Here is a 25,935-nt window from a genome sequence, read left to right as displayed (position 1 = left end):
GGAAATGACGATCTTCCAAGGTATTCACCACTTTTTCAATAGTAAGGACGAGATGTCTTGTGGCAAGAAAGAACGGATTTCTAGTGGTAAAGTTGTTTGAATTGTGTTATAGTGAATATACATGAGATAGCCTTTCTAAATGGTTTATTGTGCAATTCTATTTTACCAAGACTATCGTAACCATGCAAAAAGCAACGGCAAATCCGTTGCTTTTTTGGGGATAAGAGACTATTGTCCTAGGTTCTTTTTTAAAAGAAAAATCCGAAGATGTTTGGTCTTCTTCGGATTTTTTCTATTTTCCACAGTTCCATGTGATTCATCTAGATGATGAGCATATCAATTGTTCTTTCCTCTACGGAATAGATAAACCGTCCCAAGTAGCAAGAGCCCTAGACTTGCCAAGATTGACTGACCTTCTCCTGTCTGAGGGAGATTCTTTTGATCCGAATGGTTCTTTTTTTCTTCTTCAGATTTTTCCTTTTCTTTTGAATCCTGAGTTTGTGGTTGAGCTGCTTGTTCTAACTTTTTAAAGACTTCCTGATCTGGCGCTGATTCCTGGGTTTCAGGATTGTAGTAGGCAACCTTATAGTCATCCCCTTCTTTTCGAATGGTATAGACTCCACGCTTCAAGACTTGGAATTTGTTGGAAATAGTAGAGACGGAATCATCGTATTTTACGACTCCCCAAACTCCTTGTTTGGCATCATAAACAGACTGAAGATTTTCGCTATTTTCGATGAGGCTACTTTCTAGCTCTTTTACCATTTGATTAAAGGTCGCTCTGTCCACATTAGGGATGAGCATATAGCCATAAGAATCCCCACTTTGCTTATGAACCTGACTAATCGTAAGAAATTCATTTTCAACTTCCTTGTCTGACTGCCCTTCATTGATATCCTTCCAAGATCCCCTTTGCAAAGCCTTACTCATACTGATTGAACTCTTCTTAAAGAAAAAGTAACCAATATTCTTTTTCGAATCGGACGATTCTAAAAAGACACTTTGGGTTTCAGGATGATCCTTTTCTTGTTCCGTGAGGGAGGCCTCTTTATCGTTGACATAGACTTTATATGGATCACTTGATTCCAGTTTTCTCTGGTCAATTGTAGTTGCAGCAGCATCTGTTGAAGTATTTTGAATATTGCTTCCTAAAAAGGCGATCTTATCCCTCAGCATAAACCAGCTCTTATGAGCAGTCAGTGTTTGATTCCAGTTAGTGAAATCCATGGTTGCTGTCGCATTGGCCTCATCTAGTTTGCTCGTTCCAACGAAAGCAGACGGTAGAACTTTACCTGTATCGCTATCCAATCTCTTAGCGTCCGTCTCTGTCGTACCAGGCATCTTATATGGATTGACTGTTGGCCAGTAGCCATCGCTATAGTGACTCAAATCGTCATTGTAAAGATAGAACATCCCATCACTCGTATACCAACCACGTTTGTTTTCCTTGTTCATGTGTTCGTAATTCAAGGTACGACTGGAAAAGAGTGACAAGCCAAATCCAAATCCTTTCTCTGCATTGTACATAGCTGTTTTATCCATCTTATTAAAGGCAGATAGGTAACTTGTTCTTGGAGTACTTGCGACTCCAGCATCGCTTAACAAGGATTGCATCAAACTGATATCCTTATAAGTCTTCAAATTCTTAAAGACATCATAATAACTATCCGATTGAACAATGGTCTTCACAAGACTCTGCAAACGTTGTTTGGTTTCTCCTTCAGACATATCCGCTATCCGGTGAATCCCTCTTAACACTTCTACTGCGGCCACGTGCCCCTCGCTATTTGCACGACTGATAGAGCGTCCACGACTCATATCCATCAGCTCTCCATTCACTAATAAAGGAGCAAACGATTTATCAATCCAGTGGTACATGGTTTGCATTTTATCTTTATCGATTGGACTCTTGGTCTTTTGAATGACTGGCAACAGTTGAGACAGACCATCAATCAAGACATTCCCATAAGCACCCGTATAGGCAACATTGGTGTGGTCGATATAGGATCCATCTTGATAAAAACCTTCACCTTGGTCTACCAACTTAAACACTTGCTCAATCGAACGAATGGTAGAAGAAATTTCTTGGTCATCCTTGCGCAGCAAACCAGCTATCACTTTTACCCTTCCCATATCCACTAAGTTTCCACCTAGGGCCTTAAATGGGTTATCAGTCGTCTTTCGGAAATGTTCGGGATCTGGAACAAATTTTTCAATCACATCTGTATATTTTTTAATTTCCTCATCAGAGAAGTATTCTTTCATCAGAGACAAGGTATTGTTGATGGCACGAGGTGTACCGATTTCATAATCCCACCAGTTCCCAACAATGCTCTTTTCACTATTGTAGACATGTTTATGCATCCATTCCATGGAATCCCTGACTGTTCGAATGACGGTTTCATCTTGATAATAACGAGAAGAAGGATTGGTCACTTGCTTGGCCATCTCCTCCAATTTCCGATAAGTGGCAGTTAGATTCGCAGACGTTTTATAATTTGAAAATTTTTCCCACAAATAGGAGCGGCCCGCCTGACTTGAAATACTGGATAGGCTATCAGCCACCTTTCCTTCCAGTTCCTGGTTTAACTTGACCATCTGTTCATTTTTAGAATCATAGTATTGATTCCCAGCGATGATGCCATTCCAGTCATCCAAACGGTCTGTGTATACATCCTTAACAAAGGCTAGAATTTTCAAAGGAATCTTTTTCACTTCCTTGCCATCTTTACTGACAATGACATTGGTTGTCCCTTCCTTAAGAGGTTCTAAAATTCCATTTTTGACTGAAGCAAAGTCAGGATTTTCCACCTTATAAGTATAGTCTGCAAGAGCACAGATATGTTTTTTCCCAATTGGTAAATCAATCTTTTCCTCAAGCTGTTTATCTGTTTGAGAATCCTCAGAAGACTGCTCTGCTACCTCTACCAGCTCAATATCCTTAAAGGAAACAGTCCCAATTCCTGTTTCATAGAATAACTCCAGCTTGATTTTATCAACATCTAAAGTCGGGCTATAGTCTGCTTCAATGGTCTGCCAATCCTTTGTTCCTGACGTCGTTGCAGAACTCCACAGTTGCTTGCCCTTACCACTTTCCTCAATGATACGAACCTTAGCAATCCCGACTTTATTATCTGTTTTAATCTTGAAACGCAGTTTATACTTTTTCTTAGCTTCAATAGGGACCATACGGTGAACCACTGCCCTTAGTTTCTCAGAACTTGAGATAGTGGCAGCCCCATCCTTGGCTTCAATAACTCGAGTTGATGCATCTGAAGAACTATTCTTCTGGTCTACCCAAGCTGACCACCCCTGGGCTTTGCTTCCTGTCCAAGGACTGCTTCCGTTCTCCGTCTGACTAAAATCACCATTTTCAACTAAATTTTTGGTATCCCTTTGCTGATACTGAACTTCCTTCTGGCTTTGCTGAATGGTATTCGTAATCGTTTCTTCCGCTCCAACTGTCAGATAATGGTTTAATAAAAATCCTGATAAAACAAGTGAAGATAAACTCACAATGAGTTTCTTTGTTTTTGTTTGCATGTACCCTCCAAGAAACATATTGTAAAATCAATAGGAACTAAATCTCAGATTAGAGATTTATAGCAACTAAGTAAACCGGTTTAATTAAATCATACCATTTTTAAAGTTATTTGTAAACGATTTCTATTATATCAGGGACCTATTTTTCAACAACATCTCCTATCCGACTCGACGACAAAAAGAAAAACTGTTACAATGTAGAAAAAGAAAAGAGGCGCTCATGACAAGTATATATGATTTTCCCGTTATGAAGCAAAATAACCAAGCAACTCCAATGGATAACTATCGTAGCAAAGTCAATACCGCTACTGGATGTGGTTTAACGCCCCAGTACCGAGAGCTCCAAGAACTCTACGAACGCCATCAAAATCAAGGCTTTGAAATCCTAGATTTCCCTTGCAATCAATTTATGGGACAAGCCCCAGGCAGCTCAGAGGAAATCAATCGTTTCTGTAGCCTACACTATTAGACAACTTTTCCTCGCTTTACCAAGGTCAAGGTTAACGACAAGGAAGCAGGTCCTCTTTATGTTTGGCTAAAAGACCAAAAAGCTGCCCCGCTAGGAAAACAAATTGAATGGAATTTCGCTAAGTTTCTCATTGGCCAAGATGGGCAAGTCCTTGAGCGCTTCTCTTCCAAAACAGGCCCCAAAACCATCCAAGAGTATCTCCAAAAAATACTCTAATTTCTTTTTAAAAAGCAACTGATTTTCTTTAATTTATATTTATTTCTTTGTTTTTTGCTATTGCAATCCTTTTATTAATTCAATGTATTTAATAGATTAAAAATTTTTAGTCATTTTAAGGGAGAAATGACCTTTTAAATTTTTTTATCTCTTGAATTATCAAATTAAGTGCACAATTTTCCATAAAATACTTCATAAGGAAAGTTTCCTTGTGAAGTATTTTCGTAATCTATTATCATTTTATCTCCCCCCAGCGATAAGGCTAACAATATCGACACATTTCTTACCATCAATTTTTAGAGAGTAAAGGCATTCAATCCTCTATATCACGCAAAGGCAACAGCCCTGACAATGGCATGATGGAATTTTTCTTTGGCATTTTAGAATCAGAGATGTTTTATGGTTTTGAAAAGGCGATTATCAATTACATCTTTTATTCCAACAAACGAATTAAAGTCAAACTAAAAGGACTTACCCCTGTACAATACAGAACTAAATCCTTTACTTAAATTTTTTATCTAACTTTTTGGGGGGCAGTACAAGTCCTCTTGAATGCCTGGAAAGATTGATGACTCCATCAGCCTTATCAATAGACTAGAAATGATGATATTATGCCCTCGTTATCTCAAATACTGCTGTATGAACCCACTCATTATGAATTTGTAAGTCATTTTCTATAATCCTACTAAAGGTGAAGCCATTTTTAAAAAGTACTCTCTGAGAAGCCAGGTTATCTGTTGCCGTTCCTGCAATAATTCTATTTAAACCATAAGTCGTGAAGGCTTTTTCTAAAACGAGTTTAACCACTTCGCTGGCATAGCCTAAGTTAGTAACATTTTCACCAATCCTATACCCAAGTTCTACTGTATTTCAATCACTCTCTAAGACACTTAGATTGATTCTTCTATCCATAACACCTTGCGAATCTCTAATAAGATGCATGTATGCATCATGATTATCTTGCTCCGTTAACAATTCCCTTGTAATTTCTTTAAAACCGTCTGAATCAAAATAGTTAGCTGGTCTAGGAGGTAAATTTCGTTCAAAATACTCTCGATTTTCTTTTTCAAAAGAATAGACGTCTAGACTATTTTCTTCAGACAACAGCTCTAAACTGATTATTGTAAATCATCTCCCGTCATTATCTATATTCAACATTTTCTCATGTTGAAACAAAGTGAAATTTACAGAATTTAAAGAGATTCTTTTATTTTCTGTATAGTTTCTATATTATAACACAAAATACTATGGGCAAACATAATATTCAAAGCGCCACACCAGTAAAACGAGCTGGTGTGGCGCTTGAGATCATTTCAGAAGCTCTTACTCATAGTGATAAAGAAATTGTTAATACCAAAGATAAAGTCAATCAGACCGTAGGTGATATTGCATTTTGTAGCTTAAAAAATTGATGGGGTGAATATGGGATGAACTTTAGATTTTTAAAACAAAAAGACATCCAAGAGAAAATTCTTGAATGTCTGTAAACGTTGATATAATCGTATTGATTAACGTTTTGAGGCAACTGACCTTGTCATGTTGCAGCCACATTTGTAGGCGACTAAAGTCGCAACAACTGTGTCAATTGCACCAATTTAATAAGAAAGTATAAAAAAGAGCACCCCGAAAGGTGCTCTGTATAAGTATAGTAATTCTTTCGAATTAACGTTTACTAAATTGTGATGCTTTACGAGCTTTCTTAAGACCTGGTTTCTTACGTTCAACTTTACGTGAGTCACGTGTAAGAAGACCTGCGCGTTTCAATGAATCGCGGAAGTCTGGGTCAACTTGAAGAAGGGCACGAGCGATACCGTGACGGATAGCTCCTGCTTGACCAGCGTATCCACCACCTACAACGTTAACGAAAACGTCGTATGAACCTACAGTTGAAGTAACTGCGAATGGTTGGTTGATGACAAGACGAAGGTCAGCGTGTGGGATGTACTCTTCAACATCTTTTTTGTTAACAGTGATTTTACCAGTTCCTGGAACAAGGCGAACGCGTGCAACAGCGTTTTTACGACGTCCAGTACCTGCATATTGTGCTTGTGACATACTTTATTGTTCCTTTCCTTAGATAAGTCCTGAAATATCAAGAACTTCTGGTTGTTGTGCAGCGTGAGTGTGCTCAGCTCCAACGAATACTTTCAATTTCATACCTTGAGCGCGACCAAGAGTATTGTGTGGAAGCATACCTTTAACTGATTTTTCAATCAAACGTACTGCATTTTTAGAACGAAGTTCACCAGCAGAGATTGATTTCAATCCACCTGGGTGGTTTGAGTGAGTGTAGTAGATTTTATCAGTTACTTTTTTACCAGTCAATTTAACTTTTTCAGCATTGATAACGATTACGAAGTCACCTGTATCAGTATGTGGTGTAAATGTTGGTTTGTTTTTTCCGCGAAGTACGCTAGCAACAACTGCTGAAAGGCGTCCAAGAGGTACATCAGTTGCGTCAACAACGTACCATTTGCGTTCTACCTGGCCTGGTTTAGCCATGAATGTAGTTTTGTTCATGATTTCTCCTATATGAATATCGTTTTTGTTTACAGGGCGGATGTTCCGGTCCGCGGGGTATTTGAAAGGTTCCGGGGCCTTACAAATGGGGTAAACAATACCGTCTACTATCATACCAAATTTCATCCCTAAAAGTCAATAGATATGAAAAATATTTTTCTTGAATTCACTCTTTTCATCTCTAAAAAACCTCGCTTTCGCGAGGCTCTTCTATTTATAAGCTAAGGCACGTTTAAAGGTTTTCCAAATCCCTAAATCATCTGTTTGAAGGACCAGGCTAGCATACATGCGTCCGATAAATCCTGTTGCTAGCACCGCAAAAATCACTGTAATAGCAAGTGAAATCCATGCCTCTGCTCCCCCTGCATAGCCATTAATCGTTCTAAATGGCATGAAGAAGGTCGAAATAAAGGGAATATAAGAACCAATCTTCAAGATGAGATTGTCACCAGCTGCACCTAAAGCTGTCACTCCAAAAAAACCACCCATAATCAAAATTATCAAAGGCGACAAGGCTTTTCCTGAATCCTCAGGACGAGAAACCATAGAACCTAGAAAGGCAGCCAAGACTACATACATAAAGAGACTGACCAAAATAAAGAGCAATGTATTCAGTGAGAATGCATCTCCCAAATGATCCAAAATACCAGACTGAGCCAAGAATGGCAAATCTTTAAAGAGCAGAATGGCTGCCAGACCACCTACAACATAAATCCCTATATGCGTTAAAATCACTAGAAATAGAGCCATCATCCGCGCTGACTAGCCCTTATGCTAGAAAAGACGACTTCCATAATTTTGGTACCTTTTTCACTGGCAACTTCCTGAGCTGTTACACCCGCATAGGTAATCAGAATCATATAAAGAAAGAATCCTAAGGCGCCTGCTGCAATTGTTTGAACAAACTTTTTATTTTCCTTGGCTTCATCAATCTTTTCTGTGAATTGAATCGTCTGCGCTAAGCGTTTTTCCTGCTCTTGAGACAAGGAGGCCGTTGAACGATTAAGCTGATTTTGCAGTTCATTGAGGGTACCTGTAACTGCAAATTTAATTTCATTTTCAAGCGACGTTTCGCCATGATAAACTGCCTTTAGAACACTATCTTCTTGATCAATGGTCAGATAGCCTTTTAATTTTTCATCTTTAATCGCTTCTTTGGCACTTGCTTCATCTTTATAGTCAAAGTTAACACCATTTACATTCTTCAGTCCTTCTGCTACAGATGGCACTGTTGTCACTACTGCCACTTCATCATTTTTAGCCATTGAAGAACCCTGGAGATAGCCAATTCCTCCAGATAGACCGATAAACAAGAATGGTGAAATCACCATAAAGAAGAAACTCCACGACTTGATGTGTCGAAGATAGGTTTCCTTCATTACAACCCACATATTTCTCATACTTCCACCCCTGATTCTAGTTTAAAGATTTCATCGATTGTTGGCGCTTGTTGGTCAAAGGTTGCGATATATTGCCCCTGAGTCAAGATTGGGAAGAGTTCCCTTCCGGCGCTCTCATCCTCTAAAATCAATTTCCAACTGCCTTGTTTGGTCAAACTAACCTGTTTGACATGAGGAAGGTTTTCCAATTCTTCCTTGCTTCGTTCACTTGAAACAAAGAGACGTGTTTTCCCGTATTGATTGCGGACATCCTGAACTGGTCCATACAAGACCACACGACCATCTCGGATCATGAGAATATCGTCACAAAGCTCCTCGACGTTGGTCATGACATGGTCCGAGAAGATAATGGTTGCTCCGCGCTCTTTTTCCTGCAAAATGACTTGTTTGAGCAATTCTGTATTGACTGGGTCCAAACCACTGAAAGGCTCATCCAAGATAATCAAGTCTGGTTCATGAATCAGAGTAATGATGAGCTGAATCTTCTGCTGATTTCCTTTTGACAGACTCTTAATTTTATCTGTCAGCTTTCCTTTCACTTCCAACCTCTTCATCCATTGAGGGAGTTTTTCCTTGACCTCCTTGGCATCCATGCCTTTTAGAGTCGCCAAATAGCGAACTTGTTCAAGGACTGTCAATTTAGGCATAAGACTGCGTTCCTCAGGCAGATAACCAATCCGAGCATAGGTCTCCTGACGAATATCCTGCCCATCCAGACTGATCTCTCCTTGGTACTCTAAAAACTTTAACATACTGTGGAAAATCGTTGTTTTCCCAGCACCATTTTTTCCGACCAAACCCAGAATCCTTCCTGGACTTGCCTGAAAATTGACACCAAACAAGACTTGCTTGGAACCGAAACTTTTTTCTAGACTTCTTACTTCTAGCATCTTTCACCTCCGAAATGTCTTGCACTCATTATACTCCTTTTTGATAGCCTTTACAATGATTTCTGTCTATTTTTAGAAGACTATTGCTGTGTAAAATATGGCCTGGAGCACTTTTATACTCAATGAAAATCAAAGAGCAAACTAGGAAGCTAGTCGCAGGTTGTTCAAAACACTGTTTTGAGGTTGTAGATAAGACTGACGAAGTCAGTCACATATATACGGCAAGGCTGGTTTGAAGAGATTTTCGAAGAGTATAAAAGAGTCGGCTACAAACCAACTTCTTTACCTTTATTTGACATGTTTGGCAAGTTCTTCTTGCGCTTTTTTATTGGATTCTGCTTTTTCTTTCATCCATTTTTCTTGAGCTTTTTGGTATTCATCTGCAGTAACTGCCTTGTCTTGAAGTTCCAAGTATTTATACAAGACTGGTTCACTTGTACCTTTATTTCCTGACAATGCAAATGGTATTGTAAATGGTACCATCTTAGACAAGATTGGACGCCCTGTACGAGATGTAGTTGGAATAATCAAAGCACTATCTGTCAACCAAGCTTGGGCTGCAGCGTATTTATCATAGCGTTTAGCAACATCTGTAGCCTCATCACCAGCCTCAGTAACCAATTTTTCGTAGTCATATAGACCTACTTTTTTCGCAGCTACATTATCTTCCCCTGAGTCAAATCCTAAATATGTTTTAGTACTTTCTCCTACAGATGGTTTGATAATATCAAGGTAGGTTGATGGATCGGCAAAGTCAGGCCCCCAACCGACATTATCTGAAATATCCCAGTCTTCGCCAGCTGCTGTTTCAGCAAAGTAGGTAATATTCAAGACTTCATCTTTTTGTAGTTGTTGAATATCAATTACGACATTATCAGTTCCTAAAGTTGCTTCCAAGGATTGTTTCATAGATTGGACACGTTGAACTTTTGTAGTTGCTGTCTGGTCAACTGGCATATCTAGGTGAATTGGGAATGTCACGCCTTCTGCCTGTAAAGCTGATTTAGCTTTAGCAAATTCGGTCTTGGCTTTTTCTGGATTGTAGAGACCATCTTGTGAATCGGCTAGATTAACATCCTTCCACTCATCCCCATAGATTACTAATTTCTCTTTGACCATATCGCCAAAGTTTTTCCCATCTGCTTGAACAAATGTTGGTGGCACAAAGAGATTACGCAAGATTTTGCTTGCTCCAGTTTCTCCATTCAACTGAGAGGCATAGGCTGTACGGTCAAATCCAAAGGCAATAGCCTGACGGAAATCTTTGTTCAAGAGAGCCTTTTTAGTAGATGTCTTTTGTTCGTCGCTAGTCTTAGAAGTATATTTATAGGACTGACGGTCAATATTTGTTCCTACTAGATACGTAGTCGAGTCTTGTTGAGTATAGACAATATTGTCTTTCATACTCTTCTCAAGCTCTGCGAAACTTGCACTTGTTGGATAGAGACGAGCTGCTGAAAGACTACCATCTTTAAAGTTTTCTGCAGGTTTACTAGTGTCTTGACCATCCCAGAATGACAATTTAACGTTGTCAATATGAACATTATCCTTATCCCAGTAGTTCGGATTTTTTGCAAATTCAACAGAGGATTTGGTCACAATAGATTTCAACAAATAAGGACCATTATACAAGATACTGCTTGGATCTGTTGCTTTAGCAAAATCATCCCCTTTTGAGTTCAAAAACTCTTCATTAACTGGCGCAAGCACACCCATGGTTGTTTTTGAATTCCAAAAGCTTTCAGGTTTGTTCAAAGTGTATTGGACCGTTTGATCGTCAAGGGCTTTAATCCCAACTTGAGAGAAATCTTTAATTTCCCCTTTAGCATAAGCATCCAGACCTTTGATTGAATCTTGTACCAAGTAAAGGGCTTCTGCTTTCTTATCTGTTGCATATTTAAGACCTGTCACAAAGTCCTGAGCCTTAACAGGAGCATACTCTTCGCCCTCAGATGTGTACCACTTGGCATCCTGACGAATCTTATAAGTGTAGGTCAATCCATCCTTAGAAACTGACCAGTCCTCTGCCATTGAGGGAATAAGGTTCCCGTATTTATCATTTTCAAGCAATCCATCAATCACATTACTAGTAATGTCAGCAGTTGCTGCCTTACCAGTTGTTAAGTAGTTGAGATTATCTGGGTCTGTCTCGTAAGTAAATGCAAAAGTCTGCTCACCTTTAGCACCAGAACCACCAGAACAAGCAGCTAAAACACCAGCTGCTAATAAAGTTACTCCCACAAGAGCCAATACTTTTCTTGTTTTCATAGCATTCTCCTTTGTTTTTTATTCATTATAGACCCTTTTTCAAGTTCTGTCAATAGAATTTTCTGAATTTTAGAAAATTATTTTTTAAACAACAGATTTGCAAAAATATGAATATTATCAAAAATCCCTCAACTACATCACATAGTTAAGGAATTTTTTATACTATAGTAAAATGAACCAAAAATAGTACACAATGTGGTATCATCTTCTTATGGCATATTCAATAGATTTTCGTAAAAAAGTTCTCGCCTATTGTGAGCGAACAGGTAGTATAACAGAAGCATCACACGTTTTCCAAATCTCACGTAATACCATTTATGGCTGATTAAAGCTAAAAGAGAAAACAGGAGAGCTAAACCATCAAGTAATTCGATACTTATTTTTATCGAGAATATGGTCGCTCATTAAAAGGTCAGATAATAAGAGGTAAAGTATCTGGAAGAAGATATCAGAGGATTTCTTTGGTTGCAGGGCTAACAAATGGTGAGTTAATCGCTCCAATGATTTACGAAGAGACGATGACGAGCGACTTTTTTGAAGCTTGGTTTCAGAAGTTTCTCTTACCAACATTAAATACACCATCGGTTATTATTATGGATAATGCAAGATTCCATAAAATGGGGAAGCTAGAAGTCTTGTGTGAAGAGTTTGGGCATAAACTTTTACCTCTTCCTCCCTACTCACCTGAGTACAATCCTATTGAGAAAACATGGGCTCATATCAAAAAGCACCTCAAAAAGGTATTACCAAGTTGCAATACTTTTTTCGAGGCTCTTTTGTCCCGTTCTTGTTTCAATTGACTATAGTAATCCCATCTCATCTACTTCTCTACAAAATTTCAGGCGCAAAAAACTTGTCATATGTGAAAACTCTTGTTTTTATTGTATACTATCTATAAATAAAAAAGCAAGGAGGGGTCCATCATGAAAATCTTTCATTCTCTAGTTTTGTTATTTGGTAGCCCAATCTGGACATGGAAACCATCTATAAAAGTTCTAAAGAAAGGACAAACAAAATGAACTCTAATGTAATAGGAAAACTCTGCATATTACTATCATTTCTACTCGCAATTATATGTCTATCCTATCAATCTATTTTTTTACCTGAAGGAGAATTGTACGAACCTTACATTTTATCTCGAAATTTGTTAATCATTTCAATCTTAAACTGGACTTTTTTACTTGGCTTGTACTTAATCTATAGAGAAGACAAAGAATAGCAACCAAGTAAGGTAACAAAGTTAAATTAGCTCAGAACGACCATTGCAAATCGAGGTACGCATACAATGATTAAAACATTTCTCTCTACCCTTTCTGTCATTCTCTTTTCCATCCTTATCATAGCTTATTCTTTTTTCCCATCTTCTAATCTTAATATTTGGCTATCTACCAGGCCTATCTTGGCACAGGTTTATGCATTCCCCTTAACTACTGCAACTATAGCTTCTATTTTAAGTTTCGTATTTTTTTTCCCTATCTTTTTACAAGAAAAATAAACAAATATGTTTTTATTCTGGCATCTTGCTCTTACTATCGTTCATATTACTATTATTTGGAACAGATAAAATCCTTTCTTCCGCATCAAATAAGACTAAAACCTTAAAATTAGTAACTTGGAACGTCGCTAATCAAATAGAAGCACAACATATTGAGCGAATTTTTAGCAATTTCAATGCCGATATCGCTATATTCCCTGAACTAGCTACCAACATTAGAGAAGAGCAAGGAAATCAGCAAATCCAACTATTGTTTCAACAAGTCGGACTTTCTATAAGCAACTATGATATTTTCACTTCTCCACCTACTGACAGTGGAATAGCTCCTGTTACTGTGATTGTCAAGAAAAGTTATGGTTTCTATACAAAAGCTGAAACTTTTCATACAACACGATTCGGGACAATTGTATTACATTCGAGAAAACAAAATTTACCAGATATCATTGCTTTGCATACTGCTCCTCCTCTGCCGGGTTTAATGGAAGTCTGGGAACAAGATTTAAATATCATTCATAATCAACTGGCTTCGAAATATCCAAAGGCTATTATTGCAGGTGATTTTAATGCAACTATGCGTCATGGAGCACTTGCAAAAATAAACTCTCATAGGGACGCATTAAATGTACTTCCACCTTTTGAAAGAGGAACTTGGAGTAGTCAAATTCCAAAACTTTTTAATGCAACGATAGATCATATTTTATTGCCTAAAAACCAATACTATGTTAAAGATTTAGACATTGTAAGTTTTCAAAACTCTGATCATAGATGTATTTTTACAGAAATCACATTTTAATTATTTTATATAAAATTACCCCTCTAGTGTTCATAAACTAGAGGGGAATTTATATCTTACTATCGTTTAACGTACTTCTGCATTCACTTTTTTTTCGAGTGATGCTTGGATTTTTTCCATATAGCGTGCGACTTCTTCGTCTGTTAAGCTATCTTCTGGATTTTGGAAGGTCAAGCTATAGGCCATTGACTTCATACCAACTCCCAATTTTTCGCCTGAGAAGACGTCAAAGAGTTTGATATCTGTCAAACGTTTTACGCCTGCAGCTTGGATAGCATCTACAACTTCTTGATGAGTCACTTCTGCCTTGAGGAGAAGGGCAACGTCACGGCTAACTGCTGGAAATTTCGTGATTTCCACAAATGGAGTAGAAGGTTGAAGCGCTGCTTCGACGGCTGAAAGATTAAGCTCCGCTACATATGTTTCTGGAATATCGTAAGCCTTGGCAGTGACTGGATGCACTTGGCCAAGGAAACCAAGAACTTGGTCACCGAGTGAAATCACGGCTGTACGTCCTGGATGGAGGCTAGCAATTTCAGCTGTTGCTGTATAGGTCACTTCTAATCCCAAGCGAGTAAATAGGGCTTCTAGGATTCCCTTAGCATAGAAGAAATCAACTGGAACTGCTGCTGTTTGGAAGTCTTTTTCAGCAACCAAGCCTGTCAAGGCAAAGGCAAAGCTGTTGATCTCATTTGGAAGTTCTTCTTTTGTATTGCCAGTTTGTTCAAAAACCTTCCCAATCTCGTAAAGGGCCAAGTTTTTATTCTTACGAGCTACGTTATAAGCTACCGTATCAAGGATACCAGAAATCATATTTTGACGGAGGACAGAACGGTCCACTGTCATTGGCCACATGAGTTCAGTAAGGTTACTTGGTTGAGCCGTAAACTCTACTGCTTTTTCAGGAGTTGTCAAAGCGTAGGTGATGATTTCTGTCAAACCTGCTCCTTCAGCAATAGTACGAACTTGACGGCGGAGTTTTTGTGTGGCTGTCAATTCACCTGCTGTACCATCGTCTTTTGGTAGACTAGTTGGCAAGTGGTCATAACCATAGATACGAGCGATTTCTTCAAAGAGGTCCGCTTCGATGGCGATATCCCAACGACGACGTGGAACGCTAACGGTAAAGCTGTCTGCATTTCCAGAAAGACCAAAGCCAAGACGACGGAAGACATCTTCGACATCAGCGTATGAAAGTTCTGTACCAAGGACACGGTTGACATCTGCAAGAGTTGAAGAAACTTCCACATCAGAGGTATCAAGTTCACCTGCTGAAACGATACCTTTACGCACAGTCGCACCTGCAAGCTCTGCAATCATGCTAGCCGCCGCATCAAGGGCTTCATTGACTGTTGCCACATTAATCCCTTTTTCAAAACGAGAAGATGACTCCGAACGAAGGTTAAGGCGTCCGCTGATCTTACGGATTGATTTTCCGTTGAATACTGCAGCTTCAAGGACGACACGGCTAGATTTTTCAGAGATTTCTGTTGCTTGTCCACCCATAACACCTGCAAGGGCTACTGGCTTGTCTGCGACAGTGATAACTAAGTCATTTGTTTCCAAGTCACGTTCTTCACCATCCAAGGTCACCAATTTTTCACCAGCACGCGCTTCACGCACACGGATGTCATTCCCTTCAAAGGTATTCAAATCAAAGGCGTGCATTGGTTGACCAAAGTAGAGAAGGATGTAGTTTGTCACGTCTACAACGTTATTGATGGGACGGATGCCTTCGTTCATGAGGATATTTTGCAACCATTGTGGACTTGGTGCGATAGTCACATTGTCCAAGATACGAGCTGCATAGTAAGGCGCCTTGTCTGTCTCAATGCTCACAGAAAGAGCATCTGCTGCAGCTTGGTCAGTTTCTGAAAGAGTAAATTCTTTAAAGTTGACCGCCTTATCATAGATAGCTGCCACTTCGTGAGCCACTCCACGCATAGAAAGGGCATCCGCACGGTTAGGGGTAATTGAAAGTTCGATAATTTCATCATCCAAGTCTAGGTAAGAGAAGACTTCATCCCCAGGAACGGCATTTTCTGGCAAGATTTGGATGCCATCTGCGAATTCCTTTGGTACAACTGAGTCAGAAATCCCCAATTCACCAAGTGAACAGATCATCCCAAGTGACTCCAAGCCACGGATTTTACCTTTTTTGATTTTGTAGTTGTCAGCGATACGAGCTCCTGGAAGAGCCACCATGACCTTGATCCCAGCACGCACATTTGGTGCCCCACAGACGATTTGACGGGCTTCTTCTTCGCCAACGTTAACCTGACAAACATGGAGGTGAGTTTCTGGCACATCTTCGCAAGACAAGACCTCACCGACGACAATTTTTGAGAGACCGGCTGCTGGTGATTCGACACCTTCGACCTCGATCCCTGTAGTTGACATTTTTTCAGCCAACTCTTGTGATGGAACATCAATGTCCACCAATTCTTTTAACCATTTATAAGATACAAGCATAATTCTGATTGTAAGATCTCACCAAGTAAGACCTTTTCAATTCCTTTCTTTTTCTTCGAGTCAGTCCTCATCATTCTCATCAAGAGAAAATGACTAGAACTGTATAGGACTGTGTTTCAGGTTTCAATCTTATTTAAACTGTTCTGAGAAGCGGACATCTCCTTGGTAGAAGCCACGAATATCGTTGATTCCATAACGGAGCATAGCTACACGCTCTTGACCAAGACCAAAGGCAAATCCAGAGTAAACAGTCGCATCGATACCACTCATTTCAAGGACACGTGGGTGAACCATACCGGCACCCATAATTTCGATCCAACCTGTTTTCTTACATACGTTACAGCCTTCTCCACCACACTTGAAGCAAGAAACATCCACCTCAACAGATGGCTCTGTGAATGGGAAATAAGATGGACGCAAACGAATTTGACGCTCTTCGCCAAACATTTTTTGGACGATTAACTGAAGGGTTCCTTGAAGATCAGCCATAGAGATATTTTTCCCAACAACCAAGCCTTCAATTTGGTGGAACTGGTGACTGTGGGTCGCATCGTCTGTATCACGACGGAAGACACGCCCTGGTGAGATCATTTTCAAAGGACCTTTAGAGAAATCATGGGCATCCATAGCACGCGCCTGCACAGGAGATGTATGAGTACGTAGCAAGATTTCTTCTGTGATATAGAAAGTGTCCTGCATATCACGGGCTGGATGGTCTTTGGGAAGGTTCATACGTTCAAAGTTATAGTAGTCTTGCTCTACTTCAAAACCATCCACAACTTGATACCCCATACCGATGAAGATATCTTCGATTTCTTCACTTGTTTGTGTGAGGACGTGGCGGTGACCAGTCGCAACTGGACGACCTGGAAGTGTCACATCGATGCTCTCGCTAGCAAGTTGAGCAGCGATTTTCTTTTCTTCCAAGAGCTTAGCTGTTTCTTCAAAGGCTGTTGTCAAGACATCACGAGCTTCATTGACGTGTTTCCCGATGATTGGACGCATCTCAGCAGAGACATCTTTCATCCCTTTGAGGATTTCAGTGAGCGAACCCTTTTTACCAAGGACAGAGACACGCAAATCTTGCATCTCTTTTTCATTTTCAGCAGAAATCTGCTTCAAGCTTGCCAGCGTTTCTTCGCGAAGCGCTTTTAATTGTTCTTCAATAGTTGACATAATTCCTCCATCAGTCGCTCGTAGATAAAAAGAAAACCACATGTCAAAAACTCCACTCGGAGCGTTGACACGCGGTACCATCCGTTTCATCTGACAAGTCAGACCTTCATTTCTAAATCCATGCGCAAGTGAATTCACTCAGCTTTCATATAGAGAGCTTGCAGTCACGGCTCTCCTCCCTGATATACTTCCCTTGAGTTACTAGTCTTGCAGATTCCTATTCAATTACTACTTAGTTTATCAGATTTTTACCATTCTTGCAAGACCTATCTCACTTCTGCTTGTTAGCTTATTCTTATCTAAATCAACTATTTATAATTTCTGTAACAAAATTAAATTAATTAATCCCCCTATAAAATAAAGAGGTTTAGAATTTGATGTCTTCCAAACTTCTTTATTTCATATTTAATGAGATGTTGCCTTAACCGTGATAATAGCTAGTCATCAATAAAAAACTATTTGAATAAGGATTCTCCATTTGATTCAATCACTTCTTTATACCAAGTAAAAGACATTTTCTTATATCGATTTAATGTACCACTTCCATCATCGTTTCGATCAACATAAATGAGACCGTACCTTTTAGAAAGTTGTGCAGTGGACATAGAAACACAGTCAATACATCCCCAAGACGTATAGCCCATAATTTCCACACCATCTTGTAGAGCTTCAGCTACTTGCAATAAATGTTCTTTCATATACTGAATTCTATAATCATCTTGGACAGTTAAGTTATTAAGTTCATCTTTTATTAGTTGATCTTTAGCACCTAAGCCATTTTCTACTATAAATAATGGAATTTGATAACGGTCATAATATCTATTTAAAATTATACGTAGTCCAATTGGATCAATTTGCCATCCCCACTCAGAAGACTCTAAATAAGGATTTATTAAACCACCAATAATATTCCCTTCTCCTGAATTATACTGTGTTGGAAGAGCAGATTGAGTCACACTCATGTAATAGCTAAACGATAAAAAATCTACAGTATAATTTTTTAATAACTCTGCATCTCCAGCTGCAAACTCTATGTTAATGTCATTTTCCTTAAAATATCTTTTTGCATAATTCGGATAATAACCTCTAACATGCACATCTGAAAATAGATAATTTAGATTCTCATACTCATGAGTCGCCCATACATCTTTTGGATCTGGAGTCATTGGATAAGCTGGCATAGCCAATACCATACATCCCACCTTAAACTCTGAATGAATCTCACGAGCAATTTTTGTAACCAAACTCGAGGCGACTAATTCATGATGTATAGCTTGATATAATTCTTGTTTCGAAAGATTCTCCTTAGGTATATCTATTCCTCCACTAGTAAATGGTAATTCCAAAACAGAATTCACTTCGTTAAATGTAAGCCAATATTTAACTTTATCTTTATACCTTTCTAAAACTGTTCGAGCAAATTTTTCATAAAAATGAATCATTCTCCTATCAATCCATCCATGATAGTTTCTTGCTAAATATAATGGAGTCTCATAGTGTGAAAGAGTTACAAGTGGTTCTATCCCGTGAGCATGTAGTTCATCAAACAATTCATCATAATATTTCAAACCAGCTTCGTTAGGTTCTTCCTCATCTCCTTTTGGAAAAATTCTACTCCATGCAATAGAAGTACGAAAAACATTAAAGCCCATTTCAGAAAACAAGGATATATCTTCCTTATATTTATGATAAAAATCAATACCTATCAATTTTAAGTTATCTTCTGTAGGATTTTCTGTTGCTTCTCCTAATCCACCTTTGGGTAACACATCCTGAACTGATAAGCCCTTACCATCTTCATTATATGCTCCCTCTACTTGATTAGCTGCAACAGCTCCACCCCAAAGAAAATCATCTGGAAAAATGGTCATAACTTTCCTCCATTATAATATTACCAGTAATTCCTTAGAATGCTCGATTGTCTGATTATTAGGTAATACTAATACATCTAGAAAATCATTGGTATTCGTTACAATCACTGGTGTAACTGTTTCGTAGCCTTCAGCCTTAATTAAATTCAAGTCCATTTCAAAAATCAACTGATTTTTGAAAACTCTGTCTCCTTCTTCTACATGACTAATAAAACCTTGACCTTTTAGCTCAACAGTATCTAATCCAATATGAATTAGTAACTCAACCCCCTCATCACTCTTCAATCCAATTGCGTGCTTAGTCGGAAAAATATTTGTAATTTTCCCATCAAATGGTGCATAAACCTTACCTTCACTTGGGATAATCGCTACTCCGTCTCCAATTAGTTTATCTGAAAATGTTTTATCCTGGACATCGCTTAGCGGAATGATTTCTCCTGATATAGGAGAAAATATCATTTTTTTATTTGAAACTCCAGCTTCAACTTCTAAATTGCTAGAACTCTCTTCTTCATCGATTCCAAATATATAAGCTAATACAAAGGTAATAACAACCGAAATGACCGCCACAATTAAAGCATTTACACTATTTGATGGTACATCAGAATAAATAAATTGAGGCAACGCTATCAAAGATGGGACAGCAAATAGATACGCTTTAACACTAGTAAGACCTGCAAATAATCCCGCTAATCCACCACCAATCATAGCTGCATAAAGCGGTTTTTTATATTTTAAAGTCACACCATATAATGCAGGTTCGGTAATCCCTGCAAGTAAGGCTGAGAAGCCTGCTGCAAAAGCAATTTGTTTTGTATGATTATTTTTACTCTTTAACGCAACAGCCATCGAAGCAGCCCCTTGAGCTAAGTTTGACCCTAACATTGCTGGAAGAATTAATACGTCTGGAGTAGCAATAGATGTCGCCAAAAAAATAGGTGCAAAAGCCCAATGCATTCCAGTCATAACAATAAATGGCATAATAGCACCAAGAATAGCTAATGTAAGCCATCCAGCTACACCATACATTTGCCCAACTAGATTTGATAATCCTTCACCAACAATTACTCCAATAGGTCCGACTACAACTAAGGCAATAAAGCTTGATACTAATGATACCAGCGTAGGCTGCAAAAAACTTTTAGTAACAGCTGGTGTTAATTTAGCAATCCTTTTTTCAATATATTTCATCAACCAAACCATGATAAGAATTGGAATAACTGACGAACCATAACTAGCTGGTGTCACAGGTGCACCAAATAAACTAAGAGGATTCCCTGACTGCACCATTTGAACAAAATTTGGATGAAGTAGTACACCTGCTACAGACATAGCTAATGTAGATGTTACTTTTAATTTTTGTGATGCAGAATAAGCTAATAACAGCGGTAAGAAATAATATGGAGCATCCCCAAAAAATGTCAAAAAAGCAATAGTCTGAGAATCTGATTGCAATATACCAAGCATTGGTAAAATGATTACCAAAACTTTCAACATACCTCCCCCTAACATCGCTGGAATGATTGGAGTCATGGAACCAGCGATATACTCAATGATTCTCTCTAAAATATTCCCTTTGTGCCCTTGAACAACTGAATCTGATTCAAAATTGCCAAGTTTAACGAATTCTTTATAATAATTGGCTACATCATTACCAAGTATCATTTGATATTGCCCATTCTTTTTCATAATACCTATTACACCTGGTATCTTCTTCACATCATCATCATTGACTACATTTTCATCTTTTAATTCTAATCTTAAACGTGTTACACAATGGGTAACTCTATTGACATTTTTTTCACCTCCAATTACATCGAGGATTTTTTGTACCGTATCTTTATAACTCATGGTATTCTCCTATTCTATTAATCTAAATTTTTTGTTAAGCGACGAATATGAGCCGTCAAATAAACTAATTCACTAGAAGTCAGCAAATAATTGTACTCAGTTTGTATAAACATTGCCACCTGTTCACCACATTCATATTCTCTAGGATATTTATTTTTCATTAATGCTAACAAGTCTTCATCATCATCGTCACAATAAGTTGTATTTTCAACTAAGCGATGGGCAAATAATTTTATATGAGTTATGAATCTATAATAATCAATAGAATCTTGGTTAAACTCAGTACAATAGAAATCTTGAATGATTTTCTCAATTCCCATAATTATTTCAGTGATTTTATACGACTCTTGAAAATTATTTTCTAAATTAGCATTAACAAAATGTAGTGCTATGAATGCAGCTTCATCAATTGGAAGTTCAATACCTAACTCTTTTTTTATTATTTGTAAAGCCCTTTTCCCAAGCTCAAATTCTTCTTTATAATATTTCGAGATTTCCCAGCGTAGGGGATTCGAAATAATAACTCCTTCTTTATAACGTTCTATGCTCGAAGACATATGATCCGTTAGATTTATATAGATAATTTCATCAAAATGATTACCCAATGTTATTTTACCTAGATTAATTATTTTTTCGGTGATGTACACCAACTCCAAAGGAACGTTAATAAACATCTCTGTAAAACGGGTCATATTATCACTATTTTTGAGAAAAAAACTTTTCTCAATATCAATTGGATTTACTTTATCTCCAATTTTTCTTCCAAAAGCTATTCCCCTTCCAAAAAGAAGAATATCGATATCTTTTTTACTTTGCGCAATTACGGCATTGTGGTTTAGTATTCGTTTTATGATCATAAAATTTCCCTTTTAAAATAAAAGGAACCTACTTAAAAACATCAAGAAACTTCTTCCGATGTGATTAAATAGGTTCCTGCTCACTTGTATTAGTGATAACATCCTTTTATTTCAATTTTTAATGGTGACATAAAGCTTAAATCATTAATAACTCTGTAACCATTTTCATTTTATGATATTTCAATCTATTTGTCAAGTACTTGTAGAAATTTTTTTATCTTTTTCATCACTTCTGCTTGCCTTTAAATCGCCATTGGAATCGAAGCTTGTCATAGAAGGGGAATTCGATAAACAAGACTCCCAAGCCGACACAGAGACTGGCAAGGACGTCTGATGGGTAGTGAACTCCCAGATAGACCCTTGATACCAGCACACTACCTAGGTAGAGGCCAAGGACGATTTGCACGATTTTTCTCCAGACTGGATTTTTAATCCGTTGACCGAGAATGACAATCAGAGAACCGACCATCAAGGTTACAGCCAGAGAATGGCCGCTTGGGAAGGAAAATCCCTTCTCCTCAACCAAGTGTAAGATAGCTGGCCGTGGGCGCTGGTAGATATTTTTAAAGGTCACGATTAAAAAACCTGCCAAAGCCAGATTTACCAGCATGAAGAAACTTTCTATCTTCCATCTCTTAAGATAAAAGACAAAAGCTGTAATAACAACCCAAGTGATAATCACTGGGATATCAATCAAGCGTGTGATGGCTCGAAAAAGAATCGTCAAGTAATCTGGCAAATCTCCTCGAACGTCCGTCTGAATGGGCTGATCAAAACCGACCAGCGTTTCAGGGTAAAATTTGACCATGTAGCCAAGAATAACGAAAAGTAAAAGGGCAAAACTGCCCTTCATTAAAAATGTTTGTTTATCTCTCATAATGTTTTAAGGTTGGTTTTAAGAGGACATACAGCAACCAGAATGAAACGGCAAAGATGATACCCTCAATCAAGTTAAAAGGTAAAACCATGGTCATTAGGTAGTTGGAAAGTCCCAAAATTTTTCCAATATCAAAGTTAGCAAACTTAGCGTACAAAGGAACCGCATAAACATAGTTGAGAACCAACATAGCAACAGTCAATCCGATGGTTCCCGCTAGAGATGCTAGTAGGAAACGAAGAGTGCTACGTTCCTTTTTCCAAATCAAAGCAAATACGATGACAAAAACTCCCAAAGCTACAATATTCATCGGCAAACCAATGTAAGTATTCACTCCCTGGCTGTTCAGAAGCAACTTCAAGAGCGAGCGAAGCAAGAGAACTCCTAGAGCAGCAGGCAAATCCATCACCACCAAGCCCACCAGGACTGGCAAGATACTAAACTCGATCTTGAGGAAGGTTGCCGCGGGCAAGAGCGGAAAGTCAAAATACATCAGCACAAATGAGATGGCTGATAAGATCGCAATGGTCGAAAGTCGACGTGTGTTTGTCATAACAGGTTCCTCCAATTTTCTATAAAATCAGAAGAAGTTGGAAAGGATTTCTCTATCTATTCTCACTTTTTATATCCCAAATCTTTCCTCTCACTCTATTGAGCAAGCGATTGCATTCATCTATAAATTCATCAGAACAGACAAAGCTATTCTTTCGTCTTCTCCCATCCAGACTATACTGTCGGTTGTGGAATCTCACCACATCAGCTTACGCTCGCGGACTTATTTGGCTAAGATATTTTAGATTTATCTAGGCGTCGCAGTCAAAGATAATACTTAAAGTATATCGAGACAAGACAACGACGAGAAAGCTAAAATAGCTAGTCAAATTTACCGCCGGTCGGGAATTTCACCCTGCCCTGAAGACTCTTTTATCATAACAAAAAACGCTTGCAAGCGCAAGCATTTTGTTCATTTTCATTTTTTATTTCAATTTATCTGCTTCATAGGTATGAACGAGCTCAAGACCTGCAAAGTTCTGCTGGCGAAGAGCCTCGTAGACAATCATACAGACGGTATTCGACACATTGAGACTGCGGACGTGTTCATCGTTCATAGGAATACGGAGAGCTTTCTCAGGATGGTCTCGCATAAAGTCCTCAGGCAAGCCCTTGTCTTCACGTCCAAAGAGAAAATAATGGTCTTCGCCAATCGATAGATCTGCCTCAGAGTACACTTTTTCAGCAAATTTCGAAATCAGATAGAGTTTTCCCTTCATCTGAGACATGAAATCCTCCAAACTCTCGTAAAAGTAAATCTCTAGCTTATCCCAATAATCCAATCCAGCTCTCTTCATCTTGCGGTCATCTATAGGAAAGCCCATAGGCTTGATGATGTGGAGGGGAGAATTGGTCGCAGCGCAAGTACGCGCGATATTGCCTGTATTTTGTGGAATTTGAGGTTCAAATAATACAATGTGATTTGTCATGACTTGCTTCCTTTCACCATTGCAAAAAAATAGCCACACTGCCCGGAGTCAAGCTCAGCAAACAGCGTGGTTAAGGCATCGTTAACTTACCTCACAACAGGTTTGAAGTAAATCAGCGAAGCTACTTTCTTAGTATAACACTTTCAGAATCATTGTCAATAGAAATGACTTGATTCTTTTTTACTTTTTTTGATAATATTTCCATACTTAGTCATTCTTTTTCTGAGAAAGGATATTAAATGAGCGAAATCATTTCATATAATAGACATTTCTATGAAAGGTGACCGATTTTATCTTTAAAAACTTAAAAAAAAAGTCTTTTCTTATCCTCTAAAATGCCTTGGCAAGTGCATTTTTTGCGAAAAAAGGGTATGATAGTTACATCATGAAAAAGTAGGGTTTTTATATGAAAATTGTCCTTGTTGGTGGAGGGAAAGTCGGTTTCGCCCTCTGTCGTTCATTGGTTGCAGAAAAACACGACGTTGTCCTCATCGAACAAGATGAGGCTGTTCTCGATCATATTGTCAGTCGCTTTGATATCATGGGACTCCTTGGAAATGGAGCAGACTTTGCTATCTTAGAGCAAGCCGGCGTTCAAGAGTGTGATATCTTTATCGCTCTAACGGAACACGATGAAGTGAATATGATTTCAGCAGTACTTGCTAAAAAAATGGGCGCTAAAGAAACCATCGTTCGAGTGCGAAATCCTGAATACTCCAATGCCTATTTCAAAGAGAAAAATATTCTTGGATTCTCACTTATCGTTAACCCAGAACTCCTAGCCGCCCGTGCTATCTCAAATATCATTGATTTTCCGAATGCACTCTCAGTTGAGCGGTTCTCAGGGGGACGGGTCAACCTGATGGAGTTTGTTGTCAAAGATTCCAGTGGTCTCTGTCAAATGCCAATCTCAGATTTTCGTAAAAAATTTGGCAATATCATTGTCTGCGCTATGGAACGAGACCATCAACTTATGATTCCGAGCGGTGATATCACCATTCAGGACAGAGATAGGATTTTTGTTACTGGGAATCGTGTGGATATGATGCTCTTCCATAACTATTTCAAATCACGTGCAGTGAAAAGCTTGCTCATCGTTGGTGCTGGAAAAATTGCTTATTACCTACTTGGCATTTTAAAAGATAGCCGTATTGACACTAAAGTTATCGAGATTAATCCTGAGAGAGCTCGTCTCTTCAGTGAAAAATTTCCAAATCTCTATATCGTACAGGGAGATGGAACTGCCAAAGATATCTTGCTTGAGGAAAGTGCTCCCAACTATGATGCAGTTGCAACTTTGACTGGGGTTGATGAGGAAAACATCATTACCTCTATGTTCTTAGACCGTGTTGGTGTCCATAAGAATATCACCAAGGTGAATCGTACTAGCCTTTTAGAAATTATCCATGCGCCTGATTTTTCAAGTATCATCACACCAAAAAGTATTGCAGTGGATACCATTATGCACTTTATCCGTGGTCGAGTAAACGCTCAGTACTCAGACCTTCAAGCCATGCACCATCTAGCAAACGGTCAAATTGAAACTCTTCAATTCCAAATCAAAGAAGCTAATAAAATGACTGCCAAACCTCTTTCACATCTGAAATTGAAGAAAGGGGTTCTCATCGCAGCCATTATCCGAAAAGGAAAAACAATCTTCCCTACTGGAGAGGACAGGCTTGAGGTAGGAGATCAGTTACTCGTAACGACCTTATTACCAAATATCACCAAGATTTATGATCTGATTGAGAGGTAA

Annotated in this window: 15 protein-coding genes, 6 pseudogenes and 1 riboswitch; of the genes and pseudogenes, 6 read left to right on the top strand and 15 right to left on the bottom strand. The window is 38.5% G+C overall.

Going from position 1 to position 25,935, the window contains the following annotated elements; all coding sequences use genetic code 11:
* Window positions 1–336: 336 nt before the first annotated feature.
* Window positions 337–3,543 carry an LPXTG-anchored hyaluronate lyase gene (locus OVN21_RS01055; protein WP_267246914.1) on the bottom strand — a complete coding sequence of 1,069 codons (3,207 nt, stop codon included), beginning with the start codon at window positions 3,541–3,543 and terminating at the stop codon, window positions 337–339.
* A 220-nt stretch (window positions 3,544–3,763) separates the two neighbouring features.
* Here OVN21_RS01055 and OVN21_RS01050 point away from each other — a divergent pair.
* Both OVN21_RS01050 and OVN21_RS01045 read left to right on the top strand, forming a co-directional pair.
* Window positions 3,764–4,228, top strand: a pseudogene (locus OVN21_RS01050) (glutathione peroxidase).
* Between the two features lie 266 nt (window positions 4,229–4,494).
* Window positions 4,495–4,737, top strand: a pseudogene (locus OVN21_RS01045) (IS3 family transposase); the annotation flags it as partial.
* Between the two features lie 100 nt (window positions 4,738–4,837).
* Here OVN21_RS01045 and OVN21_RS01040 read toward each other — a convergent pair.
* Window positions 4,838–5,350: pseudogene (locus OVN21_RS01040) on the bottom strand (GNAT family N-acetyltransferase).
* Between the two features lie 125 nt (window positions 5,351–5,475).
* Between OVN21_RS01040 and OVN21_RS01035 the strand changes: the two are divergent.
* Complete coding sequence (locus OVN21_RS01035; RefSeq protein WP_267246913.1) at window positions 5,476–5,640, top strand: hypothetical protein; 165 nt, start codon at window positions 5,476–5,478, stop codon at window positions 5,638–5,640.
* A 250-nt stretch (window positions 5,641–5,890) separates the two neighbouring features.
* Here OVN21_RS01035 and rpsI read toward each other — a convergent pair whose 3' ends face one another.
* From rpsI to OVN21_RS01010, 5 genes and pseudogenes are all read right to left on the bottom strand, one after another.
* Window positions 5,891–6,283, bottom strand: coding sequence for a 30S ribosomal protein S9 (gene rpsI / locus OVN21_RS01030; protein WP_000075969.1), 393 nt, complete (start codon window positions 6,281–6,283; stop codon window positions 5,891–5,893).
* 18 nt (window positions 6,284–6,301) lie between these two features.
* Entirely contained in the window at window positions 6,302–6,748 is a 447-nt protein-coding gene (gene rplM / locus OVN21_RS01025) for a 50S ribosomal protein L13 (protein WP_267246912.1), read from the bottom strand.
* Between the two features lie 210 nt (window positions 6,749–6,958).
* A pseudogene (locus OVN21_RS01020) lies at window positions 6,959–8,148 on the bottom strand (ABC transporter permease).
* Window positions 8,145–9,038 (bottom strand): ABC transporter ATP-binding protein, encoded by an 894-nt coding sequence (locus OVN21_RS01015; protein WP_267246911.1) that lies wholly within the window; start codon window positions 9,036–9,038, stop codon window positions 8,145–8,147. Before OVN21_RS01015 ends, OVN21_RS01020 begins: the two are co-directional and overlap by 4 nt.
* A 288-nt stretch (window positions 9,039–9,326) precedes the next feature.
* The gene (locus OVN21_RS01010; RefSeq protein ID WP_267246910.1) at window positions 9,327–11,306 is read right to left on the bottom strand and encodes a peptide ABC transporter substrate-binding protein; all 1,980 of its coding nucleotides are present in this window, start codon (window positions 11,304–11,306) and stop codon (window positions 9,327–9,329) included.
* Between the two features lie 211 nt (window positions 11,307–11,517).
* Between OVN21_RS01010 and OVN21_RS01005 the strand changes: the two are divergent.
* Window positions 11,518–12,106 (top strand): annotated as a pseudogene (locus OVN21_RS01005) (transposase).
* A gap of 485 nt (window positions 12,107–12,591) precedes the next feature.
* Window positions 12,592–13,594, top strand: a pseudogene (locus tag OVN21_RS01000) (endonuclease/exonuclease/phosphatase family protein).
* Window positions 13,595–13,660: 66 nt separating this feature from the next.
* Here OVN21_RS01000 and pheT read toward each other — a convergent pair.
* The 8 genes from pheT to OVN21_RS00960 all read right to left on the bottom strand — a co-directional run bounded on the left by pheT (window position 13,661) and on the right by OVN21_RS00960 (window position 24,179).
* Entirely contained in the window at window positions 13,661–16,066 is a 2,406-nt protein-coding gene (gene pheT, locus OVN21_RS00995; protein WP_267246909.1) for a phenylalanine--tRNA ligase subunit beta, read from the bottom strand.
* A 129-nt stretch (window positions 16,067–16,195) separates the two neighbouring features.
* Window positions 16,196–17,242 (bottom strand): phenylalanine--tRNA ligase subunit alpha, encoded by a 1,047-nt coding sequence (pheS, locus tag OVN21_RS00990; RefSeq protein ID WP_267247284.1) that lies wholly within the window; start codon window positions 17,240–17,242, stop codon window positions 16,196–16,198.
* Window positions 17,243–17,697: 455 nt separating this feature from the next.
* Entirely contained in the window at window positions 17,698–19,113 is a 1,416-nt protein-coding gene (locus OVN21_RS00985; protein WP_267246908.1) for a glycoside hydrolase family 1 protein, read from the bottom strand.
* A 12-nt stretch (window positions 19,114–19,125) separates the two neighbouring features.
* A complete protein-coding gene (locus OVN21_RS00980) occupies window positions 19,126–20,964 on the bottom strand; it encodes a beta-glucoside-specific PTS transporter subunit IIABC (protein WP_267246907.1) in 1,839 nt (612 codons plus the stop codon).
* Between the two features lie 17 nt (window positions 20,965–20,981).
* Window positions 20,982–21,821 carry a BglG family transcription antiterminator LicT gene (gene licT / locus OVN21_RS00975; RefSeq protein WP_267246906.1) on the bottom strand — a complete coding sequence of 280 codons (840 nt, stop codon included), beginning with the start codon at window positions 21,819–21,821 and terminating at the stop codon, window positions 20,982–20,984.
* Window positions 21,822–22,047: 226 nt separating this feature from the next.
* The gene (locus tag OVN21_RS00970) at window positions 22,048–22,698 is read right to left on the bottom strand and encodes a phosphatase PAP2 family protein (RefSeq protein ID WP_267246905.1); all 651 of its coding nucleotides are present in this window, start codon (window positions 22,696–22,698) and stop codon (window positions 22,048–22,050) included.
* Complete coding sequence (locus OVN21_RS00965) at window positions 22,688–23,251, bottom strand: ECF transporter S component (protein WP_267246904.1); 564 nt, start codon at window positions 23,249–23,251, stop codon at window positions 22,688–22,690. Before OVN21_RS00965 ends, OVN21_RS00970 begins: the two co-directional genes overlap by 11 nt.
* A gap of 152 nt (window positions 23,252–23,403) precedes the next feature.
* Window positions 23,404–23,622: riboswitch (FMN riboswitch) on the bottom strand.
* A 53-nt stretch (window positions 23,623–23,675) separates the two neighbouring features.
* A complete protein-coding gene (locus OVN21_RS00960) occupies window positions 23,676–24,179 on the bottom strand; it encodes a tRNA (cytidine(34)-2'-O)-methyltransferase (RefSeq protein ID WP_267246903.1) in 504 nt (167 codons plus the stop codon).
* A gap of 406 nt (window positions 24,180–24,585) precedes the next feature.
* On the opposite strand from OVN21_RS00960, the gene trkA reads away from it, so the two are divergent.
* Complete coding sequence (trkA, locus tag OVN21_RS00955; protein ID WP_000706802.1) at window positions 24,586–25,935, top strand: Trk system potassium transporter TrkA; 1,350 nt, start codon at window positions 24,586–24,588, stop codon at window positions 25,933–25,935.

Origin of the sequence: Streptococcus sp. Marseille-Q5986 (assembly GCF_946902915.1) — a bacterium.
Classification (GTDB): Bacteria; Bacillota; Bacilli; order Lactobacillales; family Streptococcaceae; genus Streptococcus.
This window is presented reverse-complemented; position numbering and strand designations above follow the sequence as displayed.